General features: G+C 67.3%; 14 protein-coding genes. 4 read left to right on the forward strand and 10 right to left on the reverse strand.

Features of this window, described 5'->3' with window-relative positions:
- Positions 1-61: 61 nt before the first annotated feature.
- The 5 genes from leuS to KW843_RS25145 form a co-directional block, all read right to left on the reverse strand.
- Entirely contained in the window at positions 62-2,755 is a 2,694-nt protein-coding gene (leuS, locus tag KW843_RS25125; RefSeq protein ID WP_218297854.1) for a leucine--tRNA ligase, read from the reverse strand.
- A 136-nt stretch (positions 2,756-2,891) separates the two neighbouring features.
- Positions 2,892-3,341, reverse strand: coding sequence for a biopolymer transporter ExbD (locus KW843_RS25130; protein ID WP_218297855.1), 450 nt, complete (start codon positions 3,339-3,341; stop codon positions 2,892-2,894).
- A gap of 22 nt (positions 3,342-3,363) precedes the next feature.
- Complete coding sequence (locus tag KW843_RS25135) at positions 3,364-4,047, reverse strand: MotA/TolQ/ExbB proton channel family protein (protein ID WP_218297856.1); 684 nt, start codon at positions 4,045-4,047, stop codon at positions 3,364-3,366.
- 14 nt (positions 4,048-4,061) lie between these two features.
- Positions 4,062-4,922 carry a 4-hydroxy-tetrahydrodipicolinate reductase gene (dapB, locus tag KW843_RS25140; protein WP_218297857.1) on the reverse strand — a complete coding sequence of 287 codons (861 nt, stop codon included), beginning with the start codon at positions 4,920-4,922 and terminating at the stop codon, positions 4,062-4,064.
- Between the two features lie 66 nt (positions 4,923-4,988).
- A complete protein-coding gene (locus KW843_RS25145; protein WP_218297858.1) occupies positions 4,989-5,549 on the reverse strand; it encodes an outer membrane protein assembly factor BamE in 561 nt (186 codons plus the stop codon).
- Positions 5,550-5,636: 87 nt separating this feature from the next.
- Between KW843_RS25145 and fur the strand changes: the two genes are divergently transcribed.
- A complete protein-coding gene (gene fur, locus KW843_RS25150) occupies positions 5,637-6,053 on the forward strand; it encodes a ferric iron uptake transcriptional regulator (protein ID WP_218297859.1) in 417 nt (138 codons plus the stop codon).
- A 119-nt stretch (positions 6,054-6,172) separates the two neighbouring features.
- On the opposite strand, the gene hprK is transcribed toward fur, so the two are convergent.
- The 4 genes from hprK to KW843_RS25170 all read right to left on the reverse strand — a co-directional run bounded on the left by hprK (position 6,173) and on the right by KW843_RS25170 (position 9,568).
- A complete protein-coding gene (gene hprK, locus KW843_RS25155) occupies positions 6,173-7,129 on the reverse strand; it encodes an HPr(Ser) kinase/phosphatase (RefSeq protein WP_218297860.1) in 957 nt (318 codons plus the stop codon).
- A gap of 50 nt (positions 7,130-7,179) precedes the next feature.
- Positions 7,180-7,647, reverse strand: a complete 468-nt coding sequence (locus KW843_RS25160; RefSeq protein ID WP_218297861.1) for a PTS sugar transporter subunit IIA — start codon at positions 7,645-7,647, stop codon at positions 7,180-7,182.
- 111 nt (positions 7,648-7,758) lie between these two features.
- Positions 7,759-8,094 (reverse strand): ribosome hibernation-promoting factor, HPF/YfiA family, encoded by a 336-nt coding sequence (hpf, locus tag KW843_RS25165; RefSeq protein ID WP_218297862.1) that lies wholly within the window; start codon positions 8,092-8,094, stop codon positions 7,759-7,761.
- Between the two features lie 247 nt (positions 8,095-8,341).
- Positions 8,342-9,568, reverse strand: coding sequence for an MFS transporter (locus KW843_RS25170; RefSeq protein ID WP_218297863.1), 1,227 nt, complete (start codon positions 9,566-9,568; stop codon positions 8,342-8,344).
- 259 nt (positions 9,569-9,827) lie between these two features.
- On the opposite strand from KW843_RS25170, the gene KW843_RS25175 reads away from it, so the two are divergent.
- On the forward strand, positions 9,828-10,748 hold the full coding sequence (locus KW843_RS25175) for a phosphoribosylaminoimidazolesuccinocarboxamide synthase (RefSeq protein WP_218297864.1): 921 nt from the start codon (positions 9,828-9,830) through the stop codon (positions 10,746-10,748).
- A gap of 191 nt (positions 10,749-10,939) precedes the next feature.
- Here KW843_RS25175 and trxA read toward each other — a convergent pair whose 3' ends face one another.
- Positions 10,940-11,848 (reverse strand): thioredoxin, encoded by a 909-nt coding sequence (gene trxA, locus KW843_RS25180; RefSeq protein ID WP_218297865.1) that lies wholly within the window; start codon positions 11,846-11,848, stop codon positions 10,940-10,942.
- Positions 11,849-12,007: 159 nt separating this feature from the next.
- Between trxA and purE the strand changes: the two genes are divergently transcribed.
- Positions 12,008-12,502, forward strand: a complete 495-nt coding sequence (purE, locus tag KW843_RS25185) for a 5-(carboxyamino)imidazole ribonucleotide mutase (RefSeq protein WP_057227318.1) — start codon at positions 12,008-12,010, stop codon at positions 12,500-12,502.
- The gene (locus tag KW843_RS25190; RefSeq protein ID WP_218297866.1) at positions 12,499-13,668 is read left to right on the forward strand and encodes a 5-(carboxyamino)imidazole ribonucleotide synthase; all 1,170 of its coding nucleotides are present in this window, start codon (positions 12,499-12,501) and stop codon (positions 13,666-13,668) included. Before purE ends, KW843_RS25190 begins: the two co-directional genes overlap by 4 nt.

Genomic DNA, 13,668 nt, shown 5'->3' on the forward strand with positions numbered 1-13,668 from the left:
CAGCAGACGCCGCACCAGGGCCGCCCCGGCGCGCAGCGCCTCAGGGAGGTGTCGCTTCATTTCACACCACCACGTTCACGAGGCGGCCAGGCACCACGATCACCCGCTTGGGCGCTGCGCCCGCGGCATGTGCCGTGAACGCTTCGCTGGCCAGGGCGATGCGCTCGATCGCTGCCTTGTCGGCCTGCGCCGGCACGTGGATGGAGCCGCGCAGCTTGCCATTGACCTGCAGCATGAGCTCGATCTCGTCCTGCACCAGCGCGTTCGCATCCACCTGGGGCCAGGGCGCATCCAGCAGATCGCCCAGGTGGCCCGCGTAGCCCAGGCTGCTCCACAGGCTGTGCGCGATGTGGGGCGTGGCCGGGTACAGCACGCGCAGCAGGATGCCAAAGCCTTCGATCAGCGCCACCTGGGCGCCGGCCGACTCCGTGGCCTTGAAGTCCTCGAGCGCGTTGATCATCTTCATCGCGCCCGACACCACGGTGTTGTACTGCATGCGCTGGTAGTCGTAGTCCACCTGCTTGAGCACGGTGTGGATCTCCAGCCGCAGGGCCTTGGCCTCCTTGCCGAACTCCACCTCCTTCAGGCTGCTGGCGCTTGCCACGCTGGCGCTGGCGGCTTGCATGTCCATGGCGGAGAGCTTGAAGCCGAAATTCCACACGCGGCGCAGGAAACGGTAGCTGCCTTCCACGGCCGCATCGTTCCACTCCAGCGTGGCCTCGGGCGGGGCGGTGAACATGGTGTACAGGCGCGCGGTGTCGGCGCCGTACTTCTCGATGAGGTCCTGCGGGTCCACGCCGTTGTTCTTGGACTTGGACATGGTGCCCACGCCCTCGTAGTCGATGGGCGTGCCCGCCGGCAACAGGCCGTCACCGCTGGTGGCTTCGTTCTTGAGCCTGGCGCCAACGATCTTGCCGCCTTCGTCCAGCACATGCTCCACATCGTGTGGCCAGAAGTAGTCCTTTCCGCCCTTGGCGGTGCGGCGGCTGTAGATGTGGTTGAGCACCATGCCTTGCGTGAGCAGCTTGGTGAAGGGCTCGTCCACCTTGACCAGCCCCAGGTCGCGCATGACCTTGGTCCAGAAGCGCGCGTACAAGAGGTGCAGGATGGCGTGTTCGATACCACCGATGTACTGGTCCATCGGCATCCAGTAGTCGGCGCCGCCAGCGACCATGGCGTCGGCATTCTTGGGGTCGCAATACCGCATGAAATACCAGGACGAGTCCACGAACGTGTCCATGGTGTCCGTCTCGCGCCGCGCGGCCTTGCCGCACACGGGGCAGACCACGCCAGCATGGAAACCTTCGTGCTTGTGCAGCGGGTTGCCCGAACCATCGGGCACGCAGTCGGTGGGCAGCACCACCGGCAGGTCCTTCTCGGGCACGGGCACGGCGCCGTGTTCATCGCAATGGATGATGGGAATGGGCGTGCCCCAGTAGCGCTGGCGGCTCACGCCCCAGTCGCGCAGGCGCCAGGTGGTCTTGGTCTCGCCCAGGCCCTTGGCCTGCAGCGCGTGGGCCACGGCGGTGACGGCTTCCTTGTAGCCCAGGCCGCTGAAGCTGTCGGAGTTGATGGTGACGCCGCGCTGCTTGTCGCCGTACCAGTCGTTCCACTGGTGGTAGTCGAAGTGCTCGCCATCGACCAGCACCACCTGCTTGATCTCCAGGTTGTACTTGAGGGCGAAGGCGAAATCGCGCTCGTCGTGCGCGGGCACGCCCATCACGGCGCCGTCGCCATAGCCCATGAGCACGTAGTTGCCGACCCAGACCTCGACCTTTTCCTCCGTCAGCGGGTGCGTGACGAACAGGCCCGTGGGTTGGCCCTTCTTTTCCTGCGTGGCCAGCTCGGCCTCGGTGGTGCCGCCGCTCTTGCATTCCTCGATGAAGGCGGCGAGCTCCGGGTTCGTCCTGGCGGCGTGGGCGGCCAGCGGGTGCTCGGGCGCCACGGCGCAGAAGGTCACGCCCATGATGGTGTCGGCGCGCGTGGTGAAGACGTACATGCGGCCGTCGCCGATCAGCGTGCCGTCATCGGCCCGGATATCGTGCGGGAAGGCGAAGCGCACGCCTTCGCTCTTGCCGATCCAGTTCTCCTGCATGAGCTTCACGCGTTCGGGCCAGCCGGGCAGCTTGTCGCCGGTCACGAAGTCCAGCAGCTCTTCGGCGTAGTCGGTGATCTTCAGGTAGTAGCCCGGGATCTCGCGCTTTTCCACCGTGGCGCCGGTGCGCCAGCCCTTGCCGTCGATGACCTGCTCGTTGGCCAGCACGGTCTGGTCCACCGGGTCCCAGTTCACGACCTGGGTCTTGCGGTAGGCAATGCCCTTTTCCAGCATCTTGAGGAACAGCCACTGGTTCCACTTGTAGTACGTGGGGTCGCAGGTGGCCACTTCGCGGCTCCAGTCGATGGCCAGGCCCATGGCCTGCATCTGCTTCTTCATGTACGCGATGTTCTCGTACGTCCACTTGGCGGGGGGCACGCCGTTCTTGAGCGCGGCGTTCTCGGCCGGCAGGCCGAAGGCGTCCCAGCCCATGGGCATGAGCACGTTGTGGCCGTTCATGCGCAGCTGGCGCGTGAGCATGTCGTTGATGGTGTAGTTGCGCACATGGCCCATGTGCAGCTTGCCGCTGGGGTAGGGCAGCATCGAGCAGGCGTAGAACTTCTTCTTGCTGGTGTCCTCCGTCACGCGGTAGGCGTCGGTGGCGGTCCAGTGGTCGTGCGCGGCGCGCTCGACGTCTTGGGGAGAGTATTTGTCTTGCATGAGGGCTCGGGGATGAGAGAGGTGTGCGGCTGCGAGGCCGCGCTGCGCAGATTTTAGGCTGTCAGGCCCTGCGTTCCGCGCCCGCCGCCGCCAGCGGCCTGCGCGGCCCCCCCTGGGACCCCGGCGCATGGCGGCTTCAAGGTGCCCTGGCAGGGGCCGTTGGCGCGCCAGTGGCCGGCGGCTCGGCCACGAAGCCGATGCGCTGCAGCCCGGCCAGGTGCGCCGCGCCCATGACCTCGACCACCCGCCCATAGGGCACGGCCGCATCGGCGCGCAGCTGGATTTCGGTGTCGGGCCGTTCGGCGCCGATGCGGCGCAGGCGCTCGGCCAGCGCGGGCTGCGACAGGGGCTCGTCCTGAAGAAAGGCCTGGCCCGAGGCATCGACCACCAGGGTGACGAACTGCGGCACCGTGCCGGGCGTGGCGCCTTCGGTGCGCGGCAGGTCCAGCCGGATCGCGCTGGCCATGAGCGGCGCCGTGAGGATGAAGATGACCACGAGCACCAGCATCACATCCACCAGCGGCGTCATGTTGATGTCGCTCATGGGCTGGGGCCCGGCGGTGCGTTCAAGTCGTCCGAAGGCCATGGTGAAAACGGACCTCCGGGATTCAGGGCCGAGCACCGGCGGACGGCGCCGTGTCGATCAGCAGTTCGCGCAGGTCGCGCGCGAAGCCTTCCAGGTCGGCCTCGATGCGGCCGATCAGGCGGCCGAACACGTTGTAGGCCAGCACGGCCGGGATCGCCACCGCCAGCCCGGCCGCCGTCATGACCAGCGCCTCGCCCACGGGGCCGGAGACGCGGTCGATGGTGATCTGCCCCGCGCCCGCCATGGCCGTGAGCGCATGGTAGATGCCCCAGACGGTGCCCAGCAGCCCCACGAACGGTGCCGTGGAGCCCACCGTGGCCAGCAGCACCTGGCCAAACTGCAGGCGCCCGAGCACGCCGTGCAAGGCGTCGCGCAGCACGCGGGTGAGCCGCTGCGACAGGCTGCCTGCCGCGGCCAGCGTGGGCTGGCCGGTGGGACCGGCATGATTTGCTATTGAATTCGCAGCAACAACCAAAGGCAGGACAAGCGCAGCGCGGTCAAAAGATTGCAGGCGCTGTGCAGCAACGTCCATGGACGGCGCCTGCCAGAACGCCGCCGTGCAGCGGGCCACGTCGGCGCTGGCCTGGCGCATGAGCCGCAGCTTCCAGACGATGACCACCCAGCTTGCCACGGACATGGCCAGGAGCACCAGCGCGGCACCCTGCGTGACGGCGTCGCCCTGGCGCCACCAGTGGAGAGCGTCCATGGCTGGCCCGATGGCTAGTTGTTGTTAAGGCCGAGCACATCGAACATGTCGAACATGCCCGTCTTGTGCCCGGCGAGAAAGCGCACCGCGCGCAGGCTGCCCTGCGCGTAGGTGGCGCGGCTGGAGGACTTGTGCGTGATCTCGATGCGCTCGCCGATGCCCGCGAACAGCACGGTGTGGTCGCCCACGATGTCGCCGCCCCGGATGGTGGCAAAGCCGATGCTCGACGGGTCGCGCTCGCCCGTGACGCCCTCGCGCGCAAACACGCCGCACTCCTTGAGGTCGCGGCCCATGGCGCCGGCGATCACCTCGCCCATCTTGAGCGCGGTGCCCGAGGGCGCATCCACCTTGTGGCGGTGGTGGGCCTCGATGATCTCGATGTCGTAGCCGGTGGCCATGGCCTTGGCGGCCATCTCCAGCAGCTTGAGCGTGACGTTGACGCCCACGCTCATGTTGGGCGCCATGACGATGGCCGTGCGCTGGGCCAACGCCGCGATCTCGGCCTTCTGCGCATCGGTGAAGCCGGTGGTGCCGACGACGGCCTTCACCCCGAGCTGGCTGCACACGGCCAGGTGGGCCAGGGTGCCTTCGGGGCGCGTGAAATCGATCAGGACGTCGGCGTTTTTCAGGCCCGTGGCAATGTCGGCCGTGATGGCGACGCCGCTGGCATGGCCGAGGAACGCGGTGGCATCCGAGCCGATGCCCGGGCTGGACGGCACGTCCAGCGCACCGGCCAGCACGCAGTCGTCACTGGCGCGAAGGGCCTCGATGAGCATGCGGCCCATGCGGCCCGATGCGCCGGCGATGGCGACACGGCAGGGGCCGGAGCCCGTGGAAGCGGTGGAAGGGGTGGCAGGCGAAGAAGTCCCTGTCATGGGTGTCCTGTACGTTGTGGCTGAAGCACGGCGGGCCAGGCACGGCCCACCGCCAGCCCGCCGGCGTTACCGTGCGGGCGCTTCAAGCGGTGGATAGCTGATGGAAGCGGGCTCCAGCGGCGCCGCGGTGGGCGACGCGGGGGGCCGCTGGGAAGCGGGATACCGGGCCAGCTGCTCCGGCGTGGCCTCGAGCACGGGCACCTTGCCCTTGGAGCCGCGTGACCCCAGGGCCGCCACGAACTCCGTCTCGGTCGGCATCTCGTCGCCCTCGGAGCGCTCGAGCGCGTCCCCCTTGAAGTACACGGTCAGCTTGCGGGTCTGGGCATCTTCGCCGGGGCGCTTGAGCGTGAACACGTATTCCCAACGGTCGGCATGGAACAGGCTGGTGACCAGCGGGGTTCCCAGAATCTCTCGCACCTGCTGGCGGCTCATGCCAGGCTGGAGCGCCTCGACCTGCTCGCGCGAGACAAAATTGCCCTGCACCACATCTATCTTGTAGGGGGTGACAATGTTGGCAATGCGGGTACTGGCGCCATCCAGGCTGCTGCAGCCGGCCAGGGCGGCCACGCTGGCACCGATCAACAGGACCAGGCCCAGGCGGGCGCTGCAACGGGCTTTGACGGGCATGGGTAAAAGGGCTGAGGATATGATCGCCCCATTGTAGCGGCAGGCCCTCCGACCCCCAGGCGGGGCCGCATCCCGAAAGACCATGCCATGACCAACATCGACGAACTCAAAAGCACGGGACTCAAGGCCACGCTGCCCCGCCTGAAGATTCTGGAAATCTTCCAGAAGGGCGCGCAGCGCCACATGACGGCCGAGGACGTGTTTCGCGTGCTGCTGGAGGAGCGCTCGGACATCGGCCTGGCCACGGTCTACCGCGTGCTCACGCAGTTCGAGCAGGCCAGCATCCTGATCCGCAGCAATTTCGAGAGCGGCAAGGCGGTGTACGAGCTCAACGAAGGCCAGCACCACGACCACTTCGTGTGCACCTCGTGCGGCAAGGTGGAAGAGTTCTACGACCCCGAGATCGAAAAACGCCAGCAGGCCGTGGCCAAGGCCAAGGGCTGGCTGGTGCAGGACCACACCATGGCGCTGTACGGGCAGTGCGCCGACTGCGCTAAGAAATGACTCCCCCCTGAGCCACCTTCGGCGTCTTCCCCCTAAGGGGGACGCTCCCGGCGCGGCGGGGCGGCCCTTGCGCGGGAGCCCTGGTATGGGCCGCGCCAGTTTCGGTGGCCTGAGCGCCGCTAGCCGCCCGTATCGCGCTCCATGGCGCGGCGATGGCGTTCGACAAACTCTTGGTAAGTGTCGATGCCGCGCAATTGCAGGATGGTGTTGCGCACGGCGGCCTCGACCAGCACGGCGATGTTGCGGCCGGCGACCACCTGGATCACGACCTTGAGCACGGGCACGCCCAGCACGTCCTGGGTGAGAGGCTCGTAGGGAAGGCGTTCGTAGTCGCGCTCCAGGGTTTCCTTGCGCACCAGGTGCACGATGAGCTTCAGCCGCATCTTGCGGCGCACGGCGGTCTCGCCAAAGATGGCGCGGATATCGAGCAGGCCGATGCCGCGCACTTCCAGCAGGTTCTGCAGCAGTTCGGGGCACTTGCCCTCGATGGTGGTCTGGTTGATGCGGAACAGGTCCACCGCATCGTCGGCCACCAGGCCGTTGCCGCGCGAGATCAGCTCCAGGCCGAGCTCGCTCTTGCCCAGGCCCGATTCGCCGGTGATCATCACCCCCAGGCCCAGGATGTCCATGAACACGCCGTGCATGGTGGTGCGGTCGGCGAAGTGCTTGGACAGGTAGGCGCGCAGCACGTCGATGACAAACGCCGACGACTCGTGCGTGGAGAACATCGGGATCTGCGCCCGCTCGCACATCGACACCAGGGCGTCGGGGGCGGTCTGGTTGTCGGCCAGCACCAGCACGGGCGGCTCCAGCGTCACGATGCGCGCGATGCGGCGCTTGCAATCATCGGGTGAAGCGCTGCCGAGATACGCGATCTCCCGCTCGCCCAGGATCTGGACGCGGTACGGATGGATGTAGTTGAGATAGCCGACCAGATCGGCCCCGGAACGTGCCGAGCGCACCGCCACTTCGTCAAAGCGGCGTTCGGAGGCGCCCAGCCCCGCCACCCACTCCCATTTCAGGAGGCCCCGGAATTCCTCGAAAAGGACATCGGCGCTGACGACATTGGGCTTCACGGTGGATCGGCGACGGTGCGAGCGTGCGTTCGTGCGCGGCGCCAGGCGGCTCAGGCCGTCTGCGTGGACTGCCAGCCCGCGATCATGCCGTGCAGCTCGGTGGCGTCGGTGCAGCCCTTGAGCCGTTCACGCAGCGCCGAATCGCTCAGCAGCTCGGCGATCTCGGACAGGATCTCCAGGTGCTTTTGCGTGGCCGCTTCGGGCACCAGCAGGAAAATGAGCAGCCCGACGGGCAATTCGTCCGGCGCATCGAACCCGATCGGATTGAGCAGCTGGAACACGGCGGCCATGGGCGCCTTCAGGCCCTTGATGCGACCGTGGGGAATGGCCACGCCATGGCCCAGGCCGGTGGAGCCCAGGCGCTCGCGCGCGAACAGGCTGTCGGTGATCAGCGCGCGCGACAGGCCGTGCTGGCTCTCGAAAAGGAGACCCGCTTCTTCAAAAGCACGCTTCTTGCTGGTGGCGTCCACGCACACGAGCACTTGAGCGGAAGGCAGGATGGAGGCGAGTCGGTTCATGGTCAAGGGTAACAATTATGCACACGTTGGCGAAAACCCTGAGCACAACGCATCGGGCAACAAAAAAACCGCCCAGTGGGCGGCTGCTGTGCCAGGCTCAGGGCTGCCGCATCAGGCGTGCAGTTCGCGCTTGGCGGCATCGTGGTGATGGTCCTGCAGGCGATCCTTGTGGCGCACGACCTGGCGGTCCATCTTGTCGACCAGTTCATCCACGGCGGCATACAGGTCGGCGTGGGAGCTTTCGGCAAACAGGTCGTTGCCCTTGACGTGGATGTTGCATTCCGCTCGCTGCCTCTTTTCCTTCTCCTTTTGCTTCTCTACCGTCAGCAGTACCTTGACATCGACAACCTGGTCAAAATGGCGGGTGATCCGGTCCAGCTTGGTGGTGACGTAGTTGCGCAAGGCTGGGGTAACTTCGAGGTGGTGACCGCTGATCGTCAAGTTCATAAATAAGTCTCCTGTAACACTCTCGGTGGAAGAACGCCGCCCTGGATCAGAGGAGCGGCTCGGCGAACCTGGATGCATCCCGTTGACGTGAAGTCACTATGCCCCCGCCCTCCCTGAAAAGCAATCCCATACCGACCCTGTCCGCTGGGTTATGCCGACCAAGGTGCCAAGCCTCCGAAAAGCGCGCACAATGGGCAGGTTGCCGGGTGGGCAGTCCCGTACACCGCCGCCCCGCAGATGCGGCTCCTCACCGTGCCGCGGGCGCCGCGCCGTGCAGCGTGAGCCGCCCCACCACCACCATCGACAGCAGGCTCGCCGCAATGCCCACCACGGCAGCCATCCAGTAGTTCTGCACCAGCCCCTGCGCGTCGCGGCTGATCAGCACCCCGCCCACAAAGGACGCCACGCCCATCGCCGCGGACTGCACCGACGCATTCAGCGTCATGAAGGTGCCGCGCAAGGGCGCCCGGGCCGCCGAGGAAATGATGGCCATGCCCGGAATCATGCGGCCGCTCATCAGCGCGAACATCAGCGTCGACACCACCAGCACGGCCACCAGCGGCACCCCGCGCACCAGCGTGATGCCCAGCAGGGGCAACGCGCCGGCCAGCGCCAGGCAGCGGAACATCACCACCTTGCCCCAGCGGTCCGTGAGCACGCCGAACAGGCGCGCGGTGAACAGCGTCACCACGCCGCCGCACAGGTACACCAGGGGAATCTGGTCGGGCCGCACCCCGGCGTTGGCCTGCATGTAGATGGTGATGTAGGGAATCACCGTGAAGCCGGCGAACATGATGAGCGCCGAGAACAGGAAGGCCCAGCGGTGGTTGGCGTCGGCCAGCACCTGGGCGATGCCGCCCAGCGCGGTGCGGCCGTCCGCGGCCCGCAAATGCCCCGTCATCACGGGCATGGTGCGTGCCGCCAGAACGGCCAGCACGCCCACCATCAGCGCAATGGCCAGGAATGGCAGGTTCCAGCCCCCGTATTCGGCCAGGATCAGCCCCAGGGGCACACCGGCCACGGTGGACAGGGAAAACGACGTCATCACGATGCCCATCGCGCGCCCGCGCCGCTCGAAGGGGATCACGTCGGCCACGATGGTTTGCGACAGCGCCGACAGCACGCCCCCGAAGGCCCCCGCCAGGATGCGCGCGGCCATGAGCGTGCCGTAGGTGGGTGCCACGCCGCAGGCCAGCGTGGCCAGCCCGAACAAGACGTACAGCGTCAGCAGCAGCCGCTTGCGGCCGAAACGGTCGATGTAGGTCGAGGCCAGCAGCCCGGATGCGCCCGCCGAGAGCGTGTAGGCCGAGACCAGCAGGCCGAACTGCGCATCGCTGATGGCAAACAGCCGCGTGAACTGGGGCCCCAGCGGCATCATGATCATGAAGTCGAGGATGTGGGTGAACTGGATGCCGGCCAGCGTGAGCAGCAGCCACAGTTCTCGGCGGGGGGTCAGGGTGGAATGGGAGGGCACAGGAAGCGGCCAGGGCGGCCAGGTCGGACTCAGGGCCGCCAGTGTGCCGCAACGGCACGAAGCGCGCTGGCCCGTTCGCCGAAGGCGCGTTCCGGTGCGCTCCCGCGCGCCCTCGGGAACCCATGCCACGCGCACGCTTCGGGCCCCGCGCGTAAAATCCACCGGTTGCGCGCCAGCAGGCATTTCCCATGCCCCCGCGCTCCATTCCCCACGTTCTTCGGCCTGCCTGCAGCGGACATTGACCGCCCACCCCGACACCATGACCCAGCCCAGCTCCAACGCCCTGCACACTTCCGCCTTGACCTCGCTGCCCCTGCTGGCCCGTGGCAAGGTGCGCGACAACTACGCCGTGGGCGACGACCGCATCCTGATGGTGGCCAGCGACCGCCTGTCGGCCTTCGACGTGATCATGGGCGAACCCATCCCCGGCAAGGGCGAGCTGCTCACGCAGATGGCGCTGTTCTGGTTCGACAAGCTCGGATACATCTGCCCCAACCACCTGACGGGCGACGCGCCGGAAAGCGTGGTGTCCGCGCAGGAGGCCGCGCAGATCCGTGGACGGTCCATGCTCGTGCAGCGGCTGCAGCCCATCCCCGTCGAAGCCGTGGTGCGCGGCTACCTGGCCGGCAGCGGCTGGAAGGAGTACCAGGAATCGCGCTCGGTCTGCGGCGTGCCGCTGCCCGAAGGGCTGACCAATGCCGCCAAGCTGCCCGCGCCCATCTACACCCCCGCCGCCAAGGCCGCCATGGGCGAGCACGACGAGAACATCACCTTCGAGCGCACGGTGGAGATGATCGGCCTGGACCTGGCGACCCGCATCCGCGACCTCAGCATTGCGATCTACCAGGCCGCCGCCGAGATCGCGCTGACCAAAGGCATGATCATCGCCGACACCAAGTTCGAGTTTGGCCTGGCGCCCGATGGCACGCTGGTGCTGATGGACGAGGTGCTCACGCCCGACAGCTCGCGCTACTGGCCCGTGGAAGGCTACGAAGCCGCCCTGGCCGCCGGCCAGAACCCGCCAAGCTACGACAAGCAGTTCGTGCGCGACTGGCTGGAGCAGGCCCAGGTGAACGGCAAGCCCTGGGACAAGACCGCGCCCGCCCCCCGCCTGCCGCGCGAAGTGATCGAAAAAACCGCCGCCAAGTACCGCGAGGCGCTGGAGCGTTTGGTCGGTTAAACGGCGACCTGCCTAAAAAACACAAAAGGCTCCCAACCGGGAGCCTTTTCTTTTCTTTTCTACCCATCGCACGATGCCGTCGCAACGGGCACGGTACAGGCCAGCGGCCGCCGTGCAAGGGCCGCCCCGCCGCACTGGCGGCGTCCCCCTTCCAGGGGGAAGGCGCAAGGCGCCTCAGGGGGTAGCCTGTTCTAGCTCAGCACCACGCTCGACAGCCGGCGCCGGTAGGTCGCCACCACCGGGTCGTCGGGCGGGATCTGGCCGTCGGCCACTTTCGCCTTGGGGGGTTCGATGATCTCGAGGATGGCCACGTAGGTCTTGCGGGCGATCTCTTCGCCCCAGGCCTTGTCGCGCATGAGGATTTCGAGCAGTTCGTCCATCGCGTCCGTCCAGCGCTGGCCGGCCAAGAGCCAGCGGGCGCGGGCGTAGCGGGTATCGAAATCGCGCTTGTTGGCGGCAATCTTGGCATCGAAATCGGCCTCAGCGCTTTCTCCATATGCGCCAGAAGCTACGAAATCAATAGCATCCATCCAGACTTTCAGCGCGCCGAGCTTGCGCGAGCCCGCGGCCTTGGCGATCACGGGGGCGAACGCGACCTTGGCATCGTCCTCGCGGTGCAGCTGCAGCAGGAGCTTGACGTAGTCGAAGCGCGCATCGTCGTTGGAGGGATCGGTCACCACCGCATGCTGCAGCTTCTCCAGCGCGGTGCTGGTGTCACCCTCGGCCAGGGCGTCCTGGGCTTCTTCCTCCTCCATTTCGGCCACCATTTCCTCGGCGGTGGGCACGTGCTTGTCGAGGAAGGCGCGCACCTGGCCCTCGGGCAGGGCCCCCATGAAGCCGTCCACGGGCTGGCCGTTCATGAGCAGCACACAGGTGGGGATGCTGCGGATGCCGAACATGCCCGCCAGCTGCTGCTCCTGGTCCGAGTCGATCTTGACGAGCTTGAAGCGGCCGGCGTATTCGGTCTCGAGCTTTTCCAGCACCGGCCCCAGCGACTTGCAGGGGCCGCACCAGGGCGCCCAGAAGTCCACCAGCACGGGCACGGTCATCGAGGCGGCAACGACCTCGGCTTCAAAGTTCTCTACGGTGACGTCAATCATGGTGGTGTACGGGCGGGGCCGGTCAAGCTGGTTGGTTCGCGCTATTTTGGCCCATCGACATGCCCGGGTGCGGCGAAGGGAAGCGCAAAAAGTAAAATCGCGGGTTCCACCTACAGCCGTGCCGCGGGCGCAGCCCGCGGCCAAGGCACCTTCCACACCATGAAACCCATCCAGATCGGCGTGGTCATGGGTTCCAGCAGCGACTGGGACACCATGCAGCATGCAGTGCAGATTCTTGAGCAATTCGGCATCCCGCACGAGGCCCGCGTGGTTTCGGCCCACCGCATGCCCGACGACATGTTCGCCTACGCCGAGGCGGCCGCCGGCCGGGGCCTGAAGGCCATCATTGCGGGTGCCGGTGGCGCCGCCCATCTGCCCGGCATGATTGCCGCCAAGACCACCGTGCCCGTGCTGGGCGTGCCCGTGGCCAGTCGCCACCTGCAGGGTGTGGATTCGCTGCACAGCATCGTGCAGATGCCCAAGGGCATCCCCGTGGCCACGTTCGCCATCGGCACGGCGGGCGCTGCCAATGCCGCCCTGTTTGCCGTCGCCCTGCTGGCCAACGAAAGCCCCGAACTGCGCCAGCGGCTCGAAGCCTTCCGCGCCGAGCAGACCGAGGTGGCCCGCAACATGACCTTGCCGCCCGCCGCATGAGCGCCAGCAACAAACCCCTCCTGCCGGGATCGACGCTGGGCGTGCTCGGCGGCGGCCAGCTGGGCCGCATGTTTGTGCACCAGGCCCAGGCCATGGGCTATTTCACGGCCGTGCTCGACGCCGACCCCACCAGCCCCGCCGGGCTGGTGAGCCACCACCACATCCAGACGGGCTATGAAGATCCGCAGGGCCTGGCCGAGCTGGCCCGCCTGGCCGATGCGGTGACCACCGAGTTCGAAAACGTGCCCGCGGCCGCGCTGGCCGCCCTGGCAGCGCAGCGCCCCGTGTCGCCCGCCGCCAGCGCCGTGTCGGTGGCGCAGGACCGTGCACGGGAAAAAGCCCATTTCGTGGCCTGCGGCGTGCCCTGCGCGCCGTATGCGGTGATCGAAACGGCTGAGCAACTGGCTGCGGTTTCTTCTGATCTGTTGCCAGGCATCCTGAAAACGGCTCGCATGGGCTACGACGGCAAAGGCCAGGTGCGAGTGAAGACCGCTGCCGAACTCGCCGCTGCGTGGGACGCGGTCGGCAAGGTGCCCTGCGTGCTGGAGAAGATGCTGCCGCTGGCACTGGAATGCTCGGTGATCGTGGCGCGCGGCGCCGACGGGGCCACCGTGCACCTGCCCGTGCAGCGCAACCTGCACCGCGACGGCATCCTGGCCGTGACGGAGGTTTTTGAACAAAATCTGCCTCCAGCGCTTATTCAGCAAGCGGTAGCAGCTGCAATTTCGATAGCAAACGGCCTGCAGTACGTCGGCGTGCTCTGCGTGGAGTTCTTCGTGCTGCAGGACGGCGGCCTGGTGGTCAACGAGATCGCCCCGCGCCCGCACAACAGCGGCCACTACAGCCAGAACGCCTGCGACGTGTCGCAGTTCGAGCTGCAGGTGCGCACCATGGCCCGCCTGCCGCTCACGCAGCCGCGCCAGCACAGCCCCGCCGTGATGCTCAACCTGCTGGGCGATCTGTGGTTTGCGCAGGGCGGCACGGAGCAGACGCCCCCCTGGGCCGAGGTGCTGGCCCTGCCCGGCACGCACCTGCACCTGTATGGCAAGCGCGACGCCAAGCGCGGCCGCAAGATGGGCCACCTCAACATCACCGCCGCCACCCCCGACGCCGCGCGGGCCACCGCCCTGCGGGCTGCGGCCCTCCTGGGCATCGCGCCGTTCTGA

Source organism: Acidovorax sp. sif1233 (assembly GCF_019218755.1).
Lineage (GTDB): Bacteria > Pseudomonadota > Gammaproteobacteria > Burkholderiales > Burkholderiaceae_C > Acidovorax.